Annotated in this window: 11 protein-coding genes; 2 read left to right on the top strand and 9 right to left on the bottom strand. The window is 49.0% G+C overall.

Features of this window, described 5'->3' with window-relative positions; translation table 11 throughout:
* Positions 1–65 precede the first annotated feature (65 nt).
* Together ACQKDS_RS03930 and ACQKDS_RS03925 are read left to right on the top strand one after the other, a co-directional pair.
* Positions 66–782, top strand: coding sequence for an EAL domain-containing protein (locus ACQKDS_RS03930; protein WP_399666079.1), 717 nt, complete (start codon positions 66–68; stop codon positions 780–782).
* Positions 783–804: 22 nt separating this feature from the next.
* A complete protein-coding gene (locus ACQKDS_RS03925) occupies positions 805–1,395 on the top strand; it encodes a helix-turn-helix transcriptional regulator (RefSeq protein WP_399666076.1) in 591 nt (196 codons plus the stop codon).
* A gap of 160 nt (positions 1,396–1,555) precedes the next feature.
* Here ACQKDS_RS03925 and ACQKDS_RS03920 read toward each other — a convergent pair whose 3' ends face one another.
* The 9 genes from ACQKDS_RS03920 to ACQKDS_RS03880 all read right to left on the bottom strand — a co-directional run bounded on the left by ACQKDS_RS03920 (position 1,556) and on the right by ACQKDS_RS03880 (position 20,570).
* The gene (locus tag ACQKDS_RS03920) at positions 1,556–2,563 is read right to left on the bottom strand and encodes an HlyD family secretion protein (protein WP_399666074.1); all 1,008 of its coding nucleotides are present in this window, start codon (positions 2,561–2,563) and stop codon (positions 1,556–1,558) included.
* Positions 2,564–2,648: 85 nt separating this feature from the next.
* Positions 2,649–3,665, bottom strand: coding sequence for an NADP-dependent oxidoreductase (locus ACQKDS_RS03915; protein WP_399666072.1), 1,017 nt, complete (start codon positions 3,663–3,665; stop codon positions 2,649–2,651).
* Positions 3,666–3,737: 72 nt separating this feature from the next.
* Entirely contained in the window at positions 3,738–4,361 is a 624-nt protein-coding gene (locus ACQKDS_RS03910) for a hypothetical protein (protein ID WP_399666069.1), read from the bottom strand.
* The gene (locus ACQKDS_RS03905; protein WP_399666066.1) at positions 4,358–5,953 is read right to left on the bottom strand and encodes an MDR family MFS transporter; all 1,596 of its coding nucleotides are present in this window, start codon (positions 5,951–5,953) and stop codon (positions 4,358–4,360) included. The genes ACQKDS_RS03910 and ACQKDS_RS03905 overlap by 4 nt, the downstream gene beginning before the upstream one ends.
* Positions 5,950–10,020: an amino acid adenylation domain-containing protein gene (locus tag ACQKDS_RS03900; RefSeq protein WP_399666063.1), complete on the bottom strand. Its 4,071-nt coding sequence runs from the start codon at positions 10,018–10,020 to the stop codon at positions 5,950–5,952. The genes ACQKDS_RS03905 and ACQKDS_RS03900 overlap by 4 nt, the downstream gene beginning before the upstream one ends.
* A gap of 78 nt (positions 10,021–10,098) precedes the next feature.
* Entirely contained in the window at positions 10,099–15,594 is a 5,496-nt protein-coding gene (locus tag ACQKDS_RS03895) for a type I polyketide synthase (protein WP_399666060.1), read from the bottom strand.
* A gap of 38 nt (positions 15,595–15,632) precedes the next feature.
* Entirely contained in the window at positions 15,633–15,905 is a 273-nt protein-coding gene (locus ACQKDS_RS03890; protein ID WP_399666057.1) for a phosphopantetheine-binding protein, read from the bottom strand.
* Entirely contained in the window at positions 15,880–17,430 is a 1,551-nt protein-coding gene (locus ACQKDS_RS03885; protein WP_399666055.1) for an amino acid adenylation domain-containing protein, read from the bottom strand. The genes ACQKDS_RS03890 and ACQKDS_RS03885 overlap by 26 nt, the downstream gene beginning before the upstream one ends.
* Before the next feature lie 59 nt (positions 17,431–17,489).
* The gene (locus ACQKDS_RS03880; RefSeq protein ID WP_399666052.1) at positions 17,490–20,570 is read right to left on the bottom strand and encodes an amino acid adenylation domain-containing protein; all 3,081 of its coding nucleotides are present in this window, start codon (positions 20,568–20,570) and stop codon (positions 17,490–17,492) included.
* Between the last annotated feature and the right edge of the window lie 554 nt (positions 20,571–21,124).

The following is a 21,124-nucleotide window of genomic DNA, read 5'->3' as shown; positions in this document are numbered from 1 at the left end:
CACGTATGATTAATTAAATTTCAACAAAAAATCATGAAGTTAAAATTCAATCGAAGGATTGGGAAATGAGTAGTTATTTTAGATCGAAAAATAATGGAATTTACTTTGTTTTCCAACCGATGTTTGGAAGAACGGGGCAACTGCTGGCCGTCGAGTGTTTATCACGTTTCACTTTCGAGAGTGAATACACACACTTTTCTCCTGAACAATTCTTCCAATATGCAGACAGTGCAATACGTATTGAGATTTTGTTGGAACAAGTCAATCTGATAGAAAAATATCAATCTTGGTTTAATGATAATCAGGTTATCGTCACTCTCAATGTCGATGATCACACCTTGAACGCCCTCGCCAGTCGCCAATTTGCGGAGAGAATTCAGTCTATTCGCTGTATTCATTTTGAAGTTAGCGAAAATGCAACGCGTTTAGTCAAAGATCGAGTTCATGGCGATCCCTCGCTGAACGGCTATTCATTCTGGCTGGATGATTTCGGTTCAGGCTATGCCGGTTTTTCTGCACTTTATAACAGCCAATTTCGTTTTGTGAAACTTGATCGTTTATTGCTGTGGAATTTTATGAATAAACCCGGTGGCGAAGGGCTAATGCGCGCACTATTGCGCTTTTTCCACCTTAATAATTACAAGGTTATTGTTGAAGGAGTTGAAACCGCTGACCATAAAAAGTGGTTGGATGAAATGCCTTATTTCGCACTACAGGGAAAGTTGTGGAAGGAATCCAACATCATGGATTTAAACTCACTTCTTGCAGCTGAATTTTTTTAACTCATTTTTGGTAGCAACCATTATGCCTAAAAACAATGTCCTTGTGATCAGTGAGTGTAAATATAGCTATGTCGGGCTTTCTATGCTGCTGAAGAAACATTATGACCATTACGATCTGAGACTGTTTTCTGACTTTATGCACGGCGGCTCGAAAGCAGAAAAAATAATAAAACACGACATTGCGCTGATTTTTACCTCGCAAAACCTCGAGCAAAGCGTCAACGTGGTAGAAAGCCTGGTCGCCATGCATCAACACTATCGCAGCAAAACGCGGATTCTGGTGTTTTACGAAGATGAACGGGTGGTGAAACTGCTGTCGGTATTAGGTATTTCCGTTGAGTTAGTCTCCACGCGCAAGCCGCTCTATTTACTGCAAGAAAAGTTGCAAAATCTGCTCGACAGCAAAGCGCCCGGCGGTATTAAAGTACAAAAAACCCGCGAACTTAGCCCTGCGGAAAGCGACGTCATCTTCAATCTGCTACGCGGCGACAGTTTACTGCGCATCGCCGAAAAGCGCGGTACGCATCCTAAGACCATTTTTTCGCAGAAATACAGCGCCATGCGCAAACTCAGGCTGCGTAACATGAGCACTATTTTCGTGGCGGCAAAGTAGTTGGCGGGGGAAAGAAAAAAATGATGCCAGCGATGATGCCAAAATCAAGATAATCGTGTCACAGCCGACGGCGCTCGACATGCGCAACGCGCCGGTTTACCCGGTTTTCACCGGGCAAACCGCTAACGCCGAGGTTACATCGACGATTTTACGCACAAAATTAACCCCGGGTGTCGATGGTAACAGACGCAGATAAGCCGCTATCAAGCAGCTCGGGGCGATCAAATACAATTTTTACTGGGACACGTTGAACGATCTTGGTGAAATTTCCGGTCGCATTATCTGGGGGTAACAATGCAAACGTTGCCCCGGTGGCAGGAGAAACACTGTCGACCTTAGCGGTAAACGCTTTCCCCGGATAAGCATCGATAGACACCGAGACGGGTAATCCTTTATGTATGCGTGCCATTTGGGTTTCTTTAAAATTAGCGTTAATCCACGGGGTGTTGCTGGACACAATACTGGCAATCGCTTGCCCCGCTTGCACCATCATACCAACCTGCAAACTGCGGTTACTGATAACACCGTCGATCGGGGCAACAATCCGGGTATAACTCAGTGTTAATTTGGCCTGCTCCAAATTCGCCTGTGCTTGATTCACGTTAGCTTTGTTCTGTTCAATCTCGCTTTGCTGCACAGCAAGCTTATCGCTTTGCGTTTTCAGACGGGCCTGCGCTTGCGTATACTTTGCCTCAGCAACTTTATAACTTGAGGTTGCATTATCCATATCACCTTGCGCTACATAGTTTTTTTTCTGTAAAGACTGAAAGCGCAGGTACTGTTGGCGCGCATTATACAAACTGGCTGCCGCCGAACTGACATCACTGCGATACTCATCTATCGTGCTGATCTGCATTTGATAACCGGCTTGCGCATTGGCTAATGCCGCCTGGCTTTGCGCCAAGGTTGCGTCGGCTTTTTTTACCGCGACCACAAACTCTCTGTCGTCCAGTTGCGCTAACACTTCGCCTTTTTTTACGCGATGATTGTCCTGAATCGTTGAGCTGACCACCACCGCGCTGATGCGCGGACTAATATGGGTAATGTCAGCCTGTAAATAGGCATTATCCGTGGTTTGGAAATAGCGCCAATAAAGAAGCCAGTACAAAAAAACGGCTAATAGCAGTAACACAATCAGTAATAACGCTATTTTTTTCATCTGTTTCATCGTTAATTCCAATCAACTGAATGGCGCCATAACGGATTAAACGCCATTCAGGCTTATCAATAAGCAGAGTACGGTAGTTTTAAATTTACAATCTGATCAACTGCTTACCAAAATGCTTGCCATCCAGTAAATCGATGAATGCCTGAGGGGTATTCTCCAGCCCATCGGTTATCGTCTCTCGATATTTCAAACTGCCTCTCTCTAGTGCATCCAGAAGAAAAGCATCCGATTCGGCATAATCCTTGAACCATTCGGTCACCAGAAAAAAACGATTTAAGGGCGCATCAGGCAAAGAGGAGAAAAAATCGGCAGGGCTGGATGCATCCACATGAGTGCCTTGGTTGTAATACGCCGCATTGCCACAAATGGGAACCCTCGCGCCTTCATTGAGCAATTTGGCAACAAACATCGAAATACGACCGCCAACGTTCTCAAAATAGATGTCGATGCCCTGCGGGCATGCGGCACGGAGATCCCGATTCAGATCGGCCGTTTTGTAGTTCAGGCACGCATCAAAGCCTAATTCCTCTACCACATAGCGGCATTTCTCATCGCTGCCCGCCAATCCCACCACGCGACAGCCAGCCAGCTTACCCAGTTGCCCCACCACCGACCCCACCGACCCAGAGGCTGCTGAAACCACCAATGTCTCTCCCGATTTAGGTTGCGCTATTTTGTTCAAGCCAAAATAGGCCGAGCGCCCTGGCGTGCCGACCACACTAAGAAAAACAGAAGGCGGCAATGAGGTGGGGGGTAAACGATGGACGGTAAAGTTTTGCGCATCACCGACGTAATATTTTTGCCAGCCAGAGAAAGTAAAAACACGGTCACCAATGTTAAATTGTGGGCTATTGGAAGCAACGACTTCGCCAATCGTTTCCCCCTGAATCACTTCGCCCAGCTTGATCGGGCTCACATAGCGGGTGTTTTGATTGAGTCGTGGCCGGGTGTAGAGATCTATCGATAACCACTGGTTTTCGATCAAAAATTCGCCGGGACGTAATTCATCCACCCGGCTGTTTTCAACCCTGAAGTTCTCCAGCCTGGCTGCACCAGCGGGATGGCTATTCAATACGATCGACGTGTTCTCAAATTGACTCATGGCATTCCCCATCTTAACTGCGTATGAAACGGTGAGTTGAACCGGCTATCAAGGCGGCCGGTGAAATACGGTTTAGCGATCGCCGGCACGCAGGTATGACGTCCAGCGATATTTGGGCCAGTAAAAACTGAATAGCACCATCAGTAATGTCAGCGGCCATCCGCAGATGAAAATAATGGCATCAACGGGTACATCGTCACGTTGGGACAATAGATAAACACCGATGGCTTTCAGCAAAAAAACCCAGATCCACATCAGTGAAACTTCATGCCATATACGGGCATACTGCGGTGTGCCATAAACGGGGATACTTTTCAGGCGGGGCATCGCTTGCTCTGCTAATGTGCGAATCATTGGCCTGCCTATCAGCGAGTAAAAACTGAACACCACCACCACCGAAAGCGCACCGCTGATGGCAAGAAATACATTTTCCTTTTTAATGCCGAACGGCGCGTAGCCCCGTAAATAAAGGTAATGGCTGAACCCTGATACCAGGATTAATGCCATCACGGAGAAAGTTCCGCCCCGCTTGCGCAATAATTCAACAGCGGCGGAATAAAGCGCTGTCACTAATAACGCAATACCCGCCCCGCCCCACCAAAAAGCGATGTTATACAACACGATGGGCGTAAGAATGGTGATGCACGCATCCCGTGATAGCAGGTAATGCCAGATCGTCATCGGTGCTGGGTTCATCGCCCCTCCCCTTGATTAACATGCAGGCGGAAGTCGCGGCTTGAAATCAACACAAACAACGCCGTCGCCAGCATCATGGTGCCCATGATCAGAAACAGATCGTTAAATGCCATGATCTCTGCCTGACGGGCGATCCTTTTCGCCAGCAACGCCAGCGCGGTGCTTTTAACACTCGCCGTATCGGCCGCCAGGCCGTGCTCGATTAGCAAACTTTTCATGTCATTGAGATAGCCCGAAAACGCGTTGCTACCAGAAACCAGCGAGGTTTTGATGACACTCACGTGGGTATATATCCGCGTGATGAAGAAGGTGCTCAAGATGGCGGTACCGCAAGAGCCGCCCAAGCTACGGAAAATATTGATCAATACCGCTGAAGAAGCGCTGTCTTGCTGTTGAATATGGCGCGTCGCTAACAAAGACAGCGGCACCATGATAAAGGGTTGGCCTAATGCGCGAATCAGCATGGACCATGTCATCTGTGGCCCGGCAAAATTACCATCCATCGCGCAATCCATAAACGCGCTGATGGCTAGGCCGACAAACCCAATGCAGATCAGATATTTTGGGTTATAACGCTGAATAAGCAGGGGAATAAATGGCAGGATAATCAGCTGTGGAAATCCCATCCAAATGACCACCGTGCCAATTTCTGATGCATTATAGTCGTGCACCATCGTCAGATAATACGGCACCAAAAATAGCGTGCCGTAGATAGCGACACCCAACATGGCAAACACCATGATGGCGCACGAGAAATTAACATCGCGGAACAGCCTGAGATTGATCAGGGGATAAGGGTGAGTCAATTGGGCATACATGAATACAATGAAACTGATGGCCGAGATTACCGCCAGTACGCATATCATGTTGGACTCTAGCCAGTTCTCCTGTCCGCCTTTTTCCAAAATAACTTCGAGTGTCCCCAAGAACAGCATTACGAACACGATACCGATAAAATCGCCATGCCGGATGATGTTCCAGTTGATCGTCGGGTGTTTTAACGCGTAATGAATCAGCCCCCACGACAGCAACGCCGGCAGCGCGTTGATATAAAATATGGCGTGCCAAGAGAAATTATCGGTTAACCATCCGCCTAGCGCGGGTCCCACCGCTGGCGCAAACGTGCCAATAATGCTGAACAGCGACATGCCTAATGGTCGCTTTTCCAACGGGAGGATCTCGATAATCAGACGAAATGAAATAGGGATCAGCGCGCCACCGCTAAACCCCTGCAAGGCGCGAAAAACAATCATGGAGCTGAGATTCCAAGCGGCAGAACACAGCAACGATGCTCCCAAAAACCCGGCAATACACCACAATGCATAGCGCCCTGTCCCTAACGCTTGGCAAAGCCAACCGCACAGTGGAATCGCCACAATCTCCGCGGTGAAATAAGAGGTCATCAGCCATGAGCTATCATTCAGCGTTGCCGAGAGCGCCCCTTGAATCACTTTCATCGAGGAATTGGCGATTTGAATATCTAAGATCGCCATAAACCCACCGACCAATCCGCCGATGATGGCACACCACTCGCGCCGGGATACCCCGACCTTGATGGCCGGGGCTGCCGTTAGGGTTTCCACTGTACTCATAACAGCACCTTGCGCAGTAAGCTTGCCGTATGACAGATTTGCGACTGTTTCATCATCGAGATGTGATTACCCGGCGCGCGGATCACGGTCAGTTCCCCCTTCGCCAAACGCGCCCAGCCAAGCCCGGGAGTATCATGCCTGATGCGATCCGGCATCACCTCTTCCGCCTCTGCGACCACAATATGGCCGCCGTATTCTGCCCCCTGGTAGCGGTCCGTAGCAGAAATGTGCGCCTGTAGAATCGTCAGAAAATGTTGGAAATGCACCTGACTGATATTGTTTGGAACCAAATTTGCGCGTTTAAATTCCTGGAGGAACAATGCCGTACGCTGCGCTTCAGACAGCGTTGCCAGAGTCGTACTCGCAATCTCGAATGACGCACCGGTAAAACGTTCCACTTTACGAGCAAAATAGGCCAGTCGCTGGTACTCATCCATCTGCGCCGCATAATCAATCTGCACCTGCGGTGCAGGTTGATCCAAAATCAGCACCGTCGCTAACTGCCCGCTTGTCTGCTGTAACTGTCGGGCCATTTCGAAAGCAATGGTTGCCCCCAAAGACCATCCTCCCAGCACCAGATTCTGCCGTTGGACGATCGCCTGTGACTGTTGCAGATAGCACGCGGCTAAAGCCTGAATATCATGGTGGTAATCGGCATCTTCACTGAAATTAGCGATCTGAAGGCCATACACCGGATAATCGTCCCCAAGCTCGCGTGCCAGCGCGTCGTAACATAAGATGTTGCCGCCAGCCGGGTGAATCATCAGCAAGGTGGGTTTGCTCTCTTCTCGCCCGGAATTCAACGTGACCAATGGCGATAAGGCACACGGTGTTACCTGTTCCAAGAACGCAGCCAGTTGACGAACGCTACTATTCTCAAATAACTGCCCCAGTGACAACGCCGTGCCAAATTGTTGGTTGATCTCAATAACCAACTTCAAAGCAGTAATAGAGTTGCCGCCCAGATTGAAGAAATCATCTCGTGTATCTACCCGGTCACATTGCAATACCCGGCAATAGATGTTGTGCAAACACTGCTCAACCTCACCCTCTGGTGTCGGTGGTGATTGAGACACATCGGCATGTATAAACGGTAAGGCGGCATAATTGATTTTTCCGCTGGCAGTCAGTGGCAACGCTTCCAGCCATACCCAGTGATCCGGTCTCATGTAGTGAGGCAGTTTATTCTGTAAAGCCGCCTGCACCGCGCTACTTTGCTCACCCTCGCCGCCACAGCAATAGGCCACCAGCCGCGCGTCTCCCTCGTTGAGCGGCCAAAGCTTGACCGCAGCCTGCACAACATCGGGATGCTGCTGCAAGATTTGCTCGATTTCGGCCAACTCCACGCGGTAGCCACGCACTTTCACTTGGCGATCGAGACGGCCCAAAAATTCAAGATTTCCATCCGGCAACCAGCGTCCTTTATCACCACTGCGATAGATACGCTCACCCGCTAAATAAGGATGAGGAATAAAATGATGTCGATTCTGTGCTTCCTGGCCAATGTAGCCTGCAGCCAAGTGTGCGCCGCCCAGATAGATCTCGCCGGGTAAACCGACAGGAACCAACCGTTGTTGGTCATCCAGCACGAGTACATGACTGTCCATCAGCGGTTTGCCCACCGGTAAATATCCCCCGGTCATTTCATCGACATTGTCAGGTACGGTATAGGTCGTAATTCCAACGGTGCATTCGGTTGGGCCATAGTGATTGATCACCCGGCAGTGTGGCCGCAACTGGCGGATACGCTTAACCAACGCTAGCGAGGCTCGCTCTCCGCCAAGCACCAGCAAGTCACGCGGCAATAACGCCTCAGCCTGGGGCAATGCCAATAAAGCGGCCAAATGCGTTGGCGTTATTTTCATGCAATCCAGCGGCTGTTCGGCCAGATAGGCCACTAAATTCAGCGGATCATTCAGTTGCTGAACACTGATCACCTCCAGTTGCCCCTGATTTATCAGCGCAGGAAACAACATGGTGTGTGCCAAATCAGTGGTGAAAGCAGAGAACATGCCGTAGCGGGCTCCGGCTGGTTGAGCGAGCACGGGCGTTATCGCCTGGCAGTATTGGCTCAGATGCGCATGGTTAATCCTGACGCCCTTCGGCCTGCCGGTACTGCCCGAGGTATAGATGATATAGGCGGGGGCACCCGGTGCAGCATGTGATTGCCGCGGATTACTGCACGGCTGCTCACTGAATTGTTGATCGATCGACACAGTCGGCAAGGAGACGGTAGGCGACGCCGCTTCGGCCAAAACAAAACGCACGGCGGCATCCTGTAAAATGAAGTCAATCTGTTCTACAGGCAGAGCAACATCGATAGGAACGTAGCAGCCTCCCGCTTTTAATACCGCCAACAGGGCTACCACACTGCGCTCGCTTTTGGCCATCAATAAAGCGACGGGCTGTCCCGGCAACAATCCTTGTGCCAATAAATGGTGGGCTAAACGGTTAGCTTGTTGATTAAGTTGCCGATAAGTTAGCGAACGCCCGGCACAACGTACGGCCAGCGCCGCCGGGGCTTGCTCGGCCTGACGCTCGAATTGCACCTGTACCGCCTCAGGCACGGTGCCAACAGGGCGCTGACATTCGCGCAGCAACTGTAAACGCTCAGCCTGACTCACCAGCGAGACGTCCTGCACGGTTAACTGCGGTTGCTCAAGAAACATCGCCAGCAGCGTGCGTAAATCATTCAGCATGCGCTCGATCGTATTGCGATTAAACAAGTCCGTGTTGTAGTTCAGGGTAAACAGCAACCCACCCCGATCTTCCTCTACCCACAGGTTCAGATCCAATTTCGCTACGCCGTAGTCAACTTTCAACGGTTTATAACTGAACAGCGTATTATGGTGAAAATGAGGGAAAACCTGATAGGTCAGCACTGCTTGAAAAAGCGGGGAGATCTGCGGATGACGAATACAGGCGATTTTATCAAGAATATCGTTAAGCGGGATGGCTTGATAACGCTGAGTTTGTTCGCTTTCTGACCGTGCGATTTTGACAATATCCTGTAACGCGGCTTCCGGATTCAGCTCAAAACACAAGGGCAGCGTATTCATAAACAACCCCATCATGTGCTGTGTCTCGGGCTGAGTACGATTAGCAAAAGGCGCACCGACCACGATCTGCGTTTGACCACTGTATTTATGCAACAACAGCGTATAAGCCGACAGGATAATATGGAACGGCATGACGCCAAGCTGTGCCGCTTGAGACTGCAAGCGCTGGTTAAAGGCTGGCTCAACAGAGTGGCTCACTATGCTACCGACCGTGCTCATTTTAGCCGGACGCGGGCGATCGGTAGCGATCTCAAGCACCCCTTGTACGCCATCAAGTTTATTGGCCCAATAGTTCAACCCCTGTTGATACTCTTCCGTGCTGTACCACTGCGCTTCCGCTAACGCGTAATCAGAAAATTGCAGGAAACCTTCGGTCTGTGGTGTCTCACCATGAAGTACACGGAAATACATCTCCATAAATTCTTTGAAGAATAAATTGACCGTCCAACCATCAGAAATAATGTGGTGAAACGTCAGTAATAAAACGTATTCATGGTGATTAGTTTTAATCATGCGCCAATATGAAAGCGGCCCATGCGCCAGATCAAAGTGTCTTCCCCCTTCTTCACGCGCCACACTTTCTACCCATGTTTCGCGTTGCTCTTCGGGGAGAGATGTAATGTCGTCATAGTGAAAGTTGAACCGCAGTTCGTCCCCCACACATTGGCAAACCTCGCCGTCCACCCTCTTGAATGTGGTGCGGAGGATGTCATGTTTTTGCGTCAAAAAGGCCAGTGCGGTGTTGACCGCTTGCGTGTCAATATCATGTGCAACGCGGCAGATAATGGCATAAGGATTGTTGTAGGCTTTAGCGTCATCAAGATATTGATCGAGCACCCACATGCTTTTTTGCGCGTGAGTCACCGGAAAATGCACTCTGCCAGGCTCACTGTTTTTGCTGATAATTTTTCCGGTTACGGCGCTATTACGCGTCTTTTTTTCTCTGGCTATTTTTTTCAATTCATCCAGGCTCAAGCCATTGAGCATGGCGGTAGTGATCTTAGTCATTATCGAATCCCGCTGTTGTCTGATTAAACACCGTTGCTCAAAGGGTTTCCCCCAGACCGAAGCCTGAGGGAAACGCGGTTATTCGCCTTGCAGTAATCCTGCAAGCTCAGCCAAAATCAGTGTCGCCAGACCTTTAACGGTCTGTTCCTGATAGAACAGATCGACTCGAATATCGATTTCGAAAATACCAGATACCGTCGACACCACCTGAACCGCCAGTAAAGAGTTCCCCCCGAGTTCGGTGAAGTTATCGTTTACTCCAATGCCCGAGATGCCGAGGATCGATTGCCAGACCTTGACGATTTCTTTCTCAATGTCATTTTCCGGCGCAACATATTCCACCGACAAAACAGGACGGGTATGCCCGTCAGCCACCTTGTCATCGATAGTCTCCAATACGATTTCATCCTGAACCGGGATAGACTCATCAATCAGTTGCCCAAGATCGCTGGTCACAATGACTAACTGTTCAAACTCCAGATGGGCGAGCTGCCGTTTCAGTGCATCAAGCCCTTCATTAAACAGAATGTCTTTGTCTGCCAGGTTGACCTTAACCGCCGGCGTATCGGTATGTTCGCCAAGCTGGTTGTCTTGCGTCATTTTGATCAGCGTATAATTTTCTAATGCCAATAACGGCATGCCCGCCGCAGACAAGAAAACAATATCCATGGTTATGGCGCTATCCTGAGGCTGATACGGCCGTTTCAACTTCACATGGGCATAACAATCTGCACTCAGCGGCGCGTGGTAGCTGATTTTTCCGTAGCTTATCGGCAGGAAGTTATCTTGCGTGATATACGTCAGGCAGCGGATCGCCGTCGCATCAATCACCGCCGGATGGTAGGGATAACGGACAAAGTCATTGCGGTACTCAGGTCTGATGACTTTGTGCATCAGCCATTCATTTTCCCCCTGGAAAATAGCTTGGTGGTTATCCCAACGTGGGCTTAATGACAGGAAAACCTCGCCGGTATTCGCATTGCCCATTTCGCATTCCAGCGGTAGGTAAGGCAATTCTGTGGGGCAACATTGACGGATGGCGTCGAGTGATATCAGGTCATGCCCGGGCTCGGCGCTCTTCTGCCCTACAGCCCCTAGCGCATGCTCCTCCCAATCAAGATCCAATACACCCCGGCTTCTCAGACTAAATTTATAGCCGTGATTATCGGCAGTCACCAATAGGTTCATCATGCGTGGCCAACCGTTAAGATAAATAACCGGTTTCGTCAGTAGCAGGTTCTTAACCTGTAGGGTTTCTTGTGGTTTGAAGTGATGCATCCATTCATGCAGCATCGACAGGATTGACGCCCCGACCAATGACGGCTGGTGTGCTAAACGATGCTCATCAATCACCCAATCTTTTTGCACCGCAAGATTAACGCGATAGGTTTCTTGCATCCCCTCACGACCGATCAGCGTTAACAGATCGCCCGTTACCTCTTCAAATGCCCCCGCTTTAGCGTTATTTTTCTTCTCCATTAACTGTTTGCCCCAGCGAACAGCCATGCCTACGTCACCCCATTTCCCCCAGTTAAGCGCAACGGTACGACCTGAACGTTGCTGGTTGCGGTAGTGGGCAAAGGCATCCATAAACGCGTTGCCTGCACAATAATCAATACGGGCTTCATCACCCACGATAGACGTTATGGAAGAGAACAAAATGAAGAAGTCAGGCTGTTTGTCTTTGAGCAACTCATCCAGTACCAGGCTACCAACCACTTTAGGATCCAGTACGGCGGCGCAATCTGTGTCGTTTTTCAACGGAATGATCCCACCCCCTGCGATCCCTGCGGTATGGAATACGCCGTCAATGCGATCAAAGGTCGACAGCATCTCGCGCATACCGCTGTAGTCGCACACATCAACCTTGGCAAGATGAACCACATTACCCCGCGATTCCAGGCGCAAGATGCCAGCGATCTTCTCGCTAACCGGATCATCCACCGGATGTTGCTGTATCCATGTGTGCCACTCATCACGAGGAGGCAGCGCAGAACGGTAGGTTAGAATCATGTTGGCGTTGCTGATCTCCGATAAGTAGCCAGCGATCAACATCCCCAACCCACCCAACCCCCCAGTGATCAAATAGGTGCCCTCCTCTTTCACCGCCGCAGGCAAGCCGCTCTCATCGTGTTTTAGATGAACCGCCTGATAATCCTCTTCCCAACGGTTACGCCCACGATAGGCCACCAGGTTGCCATGCGTATCGATGTGACTTTCATCAATCAGTTGCTGGGCGATGTCTTGCGGGGCGGCATAACCAAATAAGTCAACATCGACGACGTGACACTGTACTTCAGGATATTCGTGATAAAATACGCGTGCAGGCCCCACCACCAAGGCTTTTTGCGGTGAATACAACCGCTCCTCCGTAACGTTGAAAATATTATTTGTCACGAACAGCAGGTGCAGATCGTCCAGCAGGTTCTCACTCACCAATGCTTGCTGTAGGTAGAGCGGGCTGTAAAACGCATTCATCTGTAACGCACGCTGTTGGCCGATAAATGCCGGTTCCGCGCTATCCGCTGACAGGTTCCACAGATTAATGATGCGGGTGGGACGCTGTGCATTATTTTTCACGCTTTTTAACAGGCGTATATAGTCTTCACGCTGGGCCGGGTCGATCACGTAGCAGCCGTTGGTCAGATCCTCCTGATAATGCTTGCCGCGCCACACGGTCAACACACGATGCCCGGCTTCAACGAGCTGTGTTTGGAGATGCTCAGCAATCACCATCGCATCCACAAATAGCAGCCAGCACGCTTCGGCCGGATCGACACGCCCACCAGCCATAAACTTTGCTGGGATCGTGCGCTTCCAAGTTGGCATGTAAAACCATTCGCCAATATCGGCTTTTTTACGTTTTCTCGCGGCAAGCGATCTTTCGTCCAGCGATGGGCTACCGGCGTGATCGGGTTTAAGCACAGGCAAGCTAAATGCTTTACGCTCAAACGGATAACCGGGCAAGGAGACTCTGCGGCGCTGCTCGCCGCTATAAAATTTATCCCACGCAACGTCAACGCCACAGGCCCATAGGCTCCCGAGGGTATTGAGCAGATATTCATCGGTCAGATCGACGTCTTTGGCGGTAGGTAAAGAGGAGTAGATCAAAGCGCCATCATCCGCTTTAACGTGTTGCTTGGCCGCCGACTCCAGAGAACGGCCGGGCCCCACTTCCAAGAACAGATACGTTTGGTGCTCTTCGGTGATTAACGTTTTGAATGCATGAGAGAACAACACTGGATTGCGCACATGTTTAACCCAATAATCGCTGTCTGTAGCCTGCGTATCGGTGATCCAATCGCCGGTTACCGTAGAGACGAATGGAATTTGTGGGGCGTGCAATGCAATGTCGTCAATAACCTCGTTGAAAGCAGGCAATACAGGTTCCATCATGTAGGAGTGGAAACCGTGAGAGGTATCCAAATGCTTACAGAAAACATTGCTGTCTTCCAGTTGCTGCTGGAAGATTTCGATTTCATCCAACTCCCCGGCCACCACGCACAGGCCCGGATAATTCACCGCTGCGATCTCCAGTTTTCCGCCCTGTAAACGATGACGCAGCGCGTCTTCATCCATAAGCACCGCCAGCATGGCGCCGGCAGGCAATGTCTGCACTAATTTACCGCGCAACGCCACTGCACGCAGTGCATCTTCCAACGAGAAAACACCAGAAAGACAGGCGGCAACATATTCACCCACGCTGTGTCCTATCATCGCATCCGGTTTAATGCCCCATGACATCCATAATTGCGCCAGGCTGTATTCGACAATAAACAAGGCGGGCTGAGTAAACTGGGTTTCATTAATGCGTGATTTTCTTAGAACGTCTTCCCCTTGGAAAATAATCGATTGCAAATTAACGCCGAGGATCGGATCAAGATAACGGCAACAGCGATCCATCACGTCACGAAACACCGGATAAGTGGTATACAGCTTGCGCGCCATATTAAGGTACTGATTACCTTGGCCTGGGAACATGAACACCACGGCCTTACGGCCTTTACTCGTGGATGAAATAATGGTGGAGGGCTGATTCAGTTTTCCTAATAATGCCTCCCGTTCAGTGCCTATCACCACCGTACTGTGCGCAAACTGCTGGCGACCAACCTGTAGGGTATAGGCCACATCAGCCAGATTCACGTCCGGATACTGTGTCAGATAGTCATGCATACGCTGTTTCATCGCTTCCAGCGCAGTGCGACTCTTGGCCGAAAAAGGCAGCATAATCAACCCGTCGTGTCGATCGCCGGGAAGCGGTTGCGGAGGCGCTTCGAGAATAACGCAGGCGTTGGTGCCACCGACACCGAACGAATTGACCAGCGCACGATGCGGGTGATTGGTCTGCTCCAGTTTGCTCAGTTCGGTATTCATCACAAATGGGCTGGTTTCAAACTCGATGTTAGGATTTGGCGAGACATAATGCAGCGAAGCGGGCAACTCACCGGTTTTCAAGGCTAGCGACGCCTTAATTAAGCTAGCCATGCCTGACGCAGCGTCCGTGTGCCCAATGTTCGTCTTAACCGATCCCAGACGGCAATACTGCTTTTTATCGGTAAATTCTTGGAACGTCTGACTCAGTGAGGTGAACTCGATCGGATCCCCCAATGCCGTTGCAGTGCCGTGCGCTTCAACGAAGCTAATGGTTGCAGGGTTAACCTGCGCATTGGTGAAAGCCTGTTTAGCTACCGCAATTTGTCCTGCGATACTTGGGGCGGTATAACCTGCTTTCAGATTGCCGTCATTATTGATGGCGCCCCCTTTCAGTACCGCATAGATATGATCGCCATCGCGCTGCGCGTCACTCAAGCGTTTCAATAACACCACACCCGCTCCACGGCTAAATACGGTGCCATTGGCGCGCGCGTCAAAGGCATAGCAGCGCCCGTCAGCCGACTCCATGCCACCTTGCATGTACTGATAACCGCGCCGTTCTGGTGTATCGATCGATACGCCGCCCGCAACAATTAAATCGCTTTCGCCATTCAATAAACTATTAATGCCCATCACCACGGCAACCATCGCTGTCGAACACGCAGTTTGCACATTAACGCTGGGCCCTTTCAGGTTCAGTTTGTAAGAAACCCGCGTGGTGACGTAATCCTTGTCATTATTGGTCACGACCGAGGCACCGCTGACATACTTTTGCACCTCAGGGTGTGCATTCACTTTGTTTAAATGCCACGCCGTCCCCGTACCGCCAAACACGCCGACTTTGCCAGGATAAGTTCCCGGCACATAGCCCGCATCCTCAAACGCATGCCAACTGCACTCCAGAAAAATGCGGTGTTGCGGATCCATGATTTCCGCGTCACGTGGCGTAATATCAAAGAAATTAGCATCGAAATATTGTGCGTTTCCCAGAATACCTCGACGGCGAATATAGTTTGGCGAGGCAATCGTTTCCTCTTCAATTCCGCTGGCACGTAATTCCTCATCGGTAAACGTGCTGATCGTTTCGACACCCTCCAGCAAATTTTTCCAGAACATTGCTGTATCGTCAGCGCCAGGAAAACGGGCAGACATACCCACAATGGCGATATCCTTATCTTGGGGCATTGTTTGATCTTTCATTTTGTTACCTCACCGTATAGAGCATAATTAACAATAAATTACTTTTTGCGACCGATAATCTCGGCATGTTTTTCAACAATGCGTTGGCTTAACATCTGCACCGTCGGGTATTGGAATAAGTCCATAATGGATACTGGCGTGGCGAATTTATTTTTTATTTCTCTATGTACCTTTGATATCAGCAGCGAGTTCCCTCCCGCGTCAAAAAAGTTATCTTTTATTGAGAGATTTTTGTTATTTAATACCGCCCTCCATACCGAGATTATTTGTGCTTCAACTTCCGCGTTAGTCTTGTTTTTTATTACATCCATTTTCATCCTCTTTATTTTCGTAGCCACGAAGTTTTGATTTATCTATCTTGCCATTAGGATGGACAGGCATTCTCTCCAAGGGAATAAGCCGGGATGGCAACATAAAGTAGGGTAGCGACTTTGCCAGCCCGTTTTTTATCTCTTGAATATTGACCACTTGCCGTTCACGTGGCACAAAAAATGCCAATAACATTGGCATGTTATTTTTTGGGTGTGGTTCTACAATGACTGCGGCATGGGCGATATGCGGCAATGCCTGTAGATGTGTTTCAATTTCTGCCAGCTCAATACGATGCCCCCGCACTTTAACCTGATCGTCAACCCGCCCAACAAACGCGAATACCCCGTCATCACGCTGTTTAACCCAATCACCGGTTCGGTACATTTTATTACCGCCCCCACAGGCAAAGGGATCATCCACAAAACGCTCTTGGGTCAAGGTTTCAGCATGCAGATAACCTTTGGCTAGAATATCGCCGGCAAGATAAAGCTCGCCACACACTCCGGGCGGAACGGGATTAAGACCGGCATCCAACACATAAGCGCGTGCATGGGGAATCGGCTTGCCAATGGGTACCAGGCTGTCACGTTCTCCTGGTCGACATGGCCAATAGCAAGCAAAAATAGTAGCTTCCGTCGGCCCATATAGATTATGAATTTGCCCGGAATACTGCCGATGCAGATCGTCAACTAAACATTGCGGCAACGCTTCCCCGCCAGAGAATATATGGGCTAATGTTGGGCAATTACCCACCACGTTGGCATCCACAATGACACGCAACGCGGTGGGAACAAACTGGGCTACGGTCACCTGATGGCGCTGAATAAATGCCGCCATCAATAAGGGATCGAACTTCATCTCTTCATCAATGAGCGCGCAACTTGCCCCGACGCTCAACGGCCAGAATATTTCCCACACGGAGACATCAAAGCTGAAGCTGGATTGGTTCAGTACCACATCATGCTGACGCAGATTGAAGGCGGCCTGCATCCATTTTAGATAATGCGCTACCGTACGGTGGCTTACCATGACCCCTTTTGGCGTACCGGTAGACCCCGAGGTATACATGACATAACAAAGATGATCGCCACTGACAATCGGCAACTCTGGCGTGGCGGGTATCGTGAGATCGACCTGCGTGATATCGAACCACTGACAATATGGCGAACTCAGCTTCAACCTGTGTTCCGGTACACTATCGGTGATGACCCACTGGGTAGCAGTATGGTCGATCATATAGGCAAGACGTTTTACTGGGTAATACGGATCCAACGGTAAATAACAAGCGCCAGACTTTATGATACCCAATAAACTGATAACAAGATTGACCCCTTTATTGAGATAAACCCCCACAATGTCGCCAGGCCTAACGCCAAGATTAATTAATCTATCTGCTAATGCATTACTATATTGATCTAATTGTTGATAGGTCAGCGTTTTTTCATCACATCTCAACGCGACTGAATTTGGCGTATGGTTACAACACTGCATAAAATCAGCATGAATACTGTGCGCAGATGCCATAATATGGCCCTCTAATTCAATGAATAAGGTAGTGTGCTTTTACTTTGATGAAAAATAAACTAATCTGACTGAACCATTGCGCTGAGTAATTCGATATACGCTTCAGCTAATATTTTTACCTGCGTTTTAGTCAATGCGTTTTTGTGATAATTAAAATAAAGCTGTAAATTATTCCCTTCATGAACCGATAGCGTCAAATCCACTCTCGCCGCATGATGTTCTATTGGGCTAACCTGAATTTCAGTATCACCGATTTTTACCGGTGAGGGCATGGCAGACAAATAATTAAAGCAGACCGGCGCATAGAGTTTTTCACTCCACCCATTTTCCCGAATATCATTATTCAAAATATCGTACGGCACCATCTGGTTATCCAAAATGGCATATATTCTTTTATGGCACCGCGCTACTGCGGTATTCATCGGCTCGTCTGGGATCGCCGGGTCATAATAGGTTACTCGGTTCACAAAACAGCCTAATAGATCAGTTTCTTCATAAAGTGTACGGTTGGAAACCGGAATACCAATAGGAACATGTCGATAACACGTTGCCGAATTCAATAACCGGTTAAATGCAGCGAGCATACTGACAAACACGGTGGTTTGATGGTGTCTGGCAAAAGCCCTGAGCGATTGCGTTAACGCCACAGAGACAGTACAGCGATAATTTTCACCGTCCTGATCCGCCTGGGGCTGGAATTGAGACCCATCGGCTCCGGTTTGTACATACTCTGCAAACGTTTTTTGCCAAAACCGCCTTTCTTTTGGATAGCGTGTCGGCCAGATGGCGCATTGCTGCCATTGACGATAGTGTTGATAGCGCTTGCTCGGAGCCAGTGTAAAACTGTGATCGCCTGCATGATAGGCTCGCGCATAATCCACAAACTGCTGGAAGAACGCGCCAATAGAATCATGATCGAAAACGGTATGATGCACCTGCACAAACAGAATGTGTTGCGTATCCTGCGCGGATAATAATTTGATGCTGATAAGCGGCGTGTGCTCAAGATCGATCTCACTTATCCCCACCGATGCCAGCAACCGCTCATCATTCACCTTGCCATCGGCGATAATTCCATCGGCACATTGCTGGTGAATAACCTGTAGCGCTGTTGAGGGGTATTGCCCTTCGCGGCAGCTAACGCTATCAAGATCAAATCGACTGCGCAGCACCGGGTTGTGCTGTACGATGCGCTGAACACACCATTCCAAGGCGGCAACATCTAACGGCCCGTGTAGGTGTAAGCGAAAAGCAATCAGATAGGCCAGCGGATCCGGGCTTATCTGATCCAAGGTCAAAAAATAACGCTGCTCGCCAGACAACGGGGCTGACTCCAACTCGCAGTCGGCAGAAGAAAATGTCTCTTCATCATTAACGTAATAGGGCACGATAAAAGACAGCAAGTAAGGCGTAGCATTGTTAAAAAATAAAGCGTAATCAATATCACTGAATAATCTGCGCCGAATGCACTGCCGTGCCTGCATAACCTGGAGTGAGCCGCCACCTAAATCAAAGAAATTATCATCGGCTCCTAGATCGCGAAATCCCAGTATATCCTGAAATATATCAATCAGTTCTTGCTCCAGCTCATTGCTTGCCGGGCGATACGCGTAGCCCAACACCGGCCGTATAGGGCTGGGCATGGGTAAACGTTGAAGATCCAATTTCCCATTGGGCAGTTTGGGCAGTGTTTCAAGCGTCATGAAATAGGTCGGGATCATTGGTGCGGGGAGTTTGGCACGCAAAAAAGCGCTGATCTCATTGATTGATAACGCGGTGTCTGCACTGACTAAATAGGCAATAAGACGTACAGAACCATTATCGTCATCAATGGTACGCACCAAAGCCTGATTAATTTTCTCATGCTCGCGCAAAGCGATTTCAATCTCTTCGGGCTCAATACGCACGCCATTGATTTTGATCTGCCGATTTATACGCCCAAGATAAACAACGTCTCCTTGCGCGTTAAACAGACCCAAATCACCCGTTCGGTGGCCACGCACATCGCCCCCCTCGCATTGATAGCGGAAAAAACGCTGTTGCGTCAGGCTATCTTGGTTGAGATATCCGCGTGCCACCCCTTCACCGACAATGCAGATTTCACCACTTTGCCCGGCCTCAACCGGTGTTAAATTTTCATCGACGATGAGAATTTTACTTTCGCGCAGTGCTTTACCCAACGTGACCGGTTTGTGTTTCTCTAAACGAGAAAAAGAACCGTTGGCGGTAGCTTCTGTCGGGCCATAAAGGTTATATACTGTCGCTTCTGGGCATTGTTCAAAGGTACGTTCTTTAAGATCGAACGGTACTGGCTCACCGGAAAGGAAAATGGTCTTAGGCAAGCTCAATGCGCCGCCAACATCACGTTGATAACGCAATAATTCATCCCAAACCGTAGGCACGCAATAAATTGCCCCCTTAGGATGTTGCTGATACCACGTCAACAAGCGCCCAGGCTCATGCAGGCTATCGGCAGGCAAGATATGTAATGTCTCGCCGCGTAATAACGGGGCATATAGCTGTGTGACCGCCGCAGCAAAACTTAACGTGGACGTCAGCGGTAAGAGCGCCTGAGTTTCGGGCCACAATTGTTGGTTGAACCAGCTCAAGTAATAGCTCAGGTTCCGGTGTTCTATCGCCACCCCTTTCGGGGTTCCTGTTGAACCTGATGTGTACAAAATATAGGCAAGATCGCTTGCTTGGACTGTTGGCAAGCTAGCAGAAACCGCGGTATCGGAATAGTTGATGTCCTCCAGTGCCAGCGTTGCTGGAAATAATTTATCTATCCCCGATGCATGGATGACAGAGCGTGTCGTCAACAATAAAAAGACCGAAGCATCATCGAGGATTTTTGTTATTCTCGCCTTCGGCTGAAAGTGGGACAGGGGAACATAAGCACAACCCGCCTTAAGGATCGCCAGCAACACCACCGGCATCATCAGACTCGGCTCTAAATATACCGCTATCCTACCGCGAGAATGTAACGGATAGGTTAATGATATATATCTTGCTAATAAATTAGATTGATACTCTAGCTGGCTATAGCTCAAGGTTTGATCGCAAAACGTGACGGCGTTTTCATCGGGCCGGTGAATTGACCAATTGGCTATCGTTTCAAAAATAGGCTTTCTGTAATTCATAGCGATCATCTCCATATTTTGCTGCCAAAGGTTCCACCGCAAAAACTGAAAAAATCCAGGAAAACGTCATAAAGTTATTATTTAACTCAATATAAACCCTTGGCTAATAAATAAATCAATTAGCCAGATTTCATTATATTGCCAATAATTCAGCCCTCATTGCGGCGTACACCCGACACGGTATAGGTCTATTGCGATGTCTAACATCACTCGGCTAAACCTGCGATGGGCCTATCGAACGCGATGCCTTACTGCCGCTAACTTCTTATATCCCTCATGATAAATGATTACGGTTACTAATTAGTTGTTGATTGTAATCCTGCAAAAATAATACTCAAAGACAAAAATAATTCTAAGTGTAACGCAGCCAACTACGCCCTGATAACAGGGCTATAACCACAGTCAAGAAAATAACATAACCACATATTTGTTAAAGAAAAAAATAAATCAATAACGATGAAAAAAATTGTTACACTCGGATCATTTACCTATATATACCACCTAAAAAAACGCCAACAAACTTAAACGAAATTAAACAAAATGGCGATTAGTTA

The organism is Serratia sp. NPDC078593 (assembly GCF_050268245.1).
GTDB lineage: Bacteria > Pseudomonadota > Gammaproteobacteria > Enterobacterales > Enterobacteriaceae > JBNNGK01.
This window is presented reverse-complemented; position numbering and strand designations above follow the sequence as displayed.

Excerpts from the sequence above, each read along its gene's own strand:
- ACQKDS_RS03915 (WP_399666072.1), bottom strand. The coding sequence starts at position 3,665 with ATGAGTCAATTTGAGAACACGTCGATCGTATTGAATAGCCATCCCGCT.
- ACQKDS_RS03895 (WP_399666060.1), bottom strand. The coding sequence starts at position 15,594 with ATGAAAGATCAAACAATGCCCCAAGATAAGGATATCGCCATTGTGGGT.
- ACQKDS_RS03905 (WP_399666066.1), bottom strand. The coding sequence starts at position 5,953 with ATGAGTACAGTGGAAACCCTAACGGCAGCCCCGGCCATCAAGGTCGGG.
- ACQKDS_RS03885 (WP_399666055.1), bottom strand. The coding sequence starts at position 17,430 with ATGGCATCTGCGCACAGTATTCATGCTGATTTTATGCAGTGTTGTAAC.
- ACQKDS_RS03900 (WP_399666063.1), bottom strand. The coding sequence starts at position 10,020 with ATGACTAAGATCACTACCGCCATGCTCAATGGCTTGAGCCTGGATGAA.
- ACQKDS_RS03910 (WP_399666069.1), bottom strand. The coding sequence starts at position 4,361 with ATGAACCCAGCACCGATGACGATCTGGCATTACCTGCTATCACGGGAT.
- ACQKDS_RS03925 (WP_399666076.1), top strand. The coding sequence starts at position 805 with ATGCCTAAAAACAATGTCCTTGTGATCAGTGAGTGTAAATATAGCTAT.
- ACQKDS_RS03880 (WP_399666052.1), bottom strand. The coding sequence starts at position 20,570 with ATGAATTACAGAAAGCCTATTTTTGAAACGATAGCCAATTGGTCAATT.
- ACQKDS_RS03920 (WP_399666074.1), bottom strand. The coding sequence starts at position 2,563 with ATGAAACAGATGAAAAAAATAGCGTTATTACTGATTGTGTTACTGCTA.
- ACQKDS_RS03930 (WP_399666079.1), top strand. The coding sequence starts at position 66 with ATGAGTAGTTATTTTAGATCGAAAAATAATGGAATTTACTTTGTTTTC.
- ACQKDS_RS03890 (WP_399666057.1), bottom strand. The coding sequence starts at position 15,905 with ATGGATGTAATAAAAAACAAGACTAACGCGGAAGTTGAAGCACAAATA.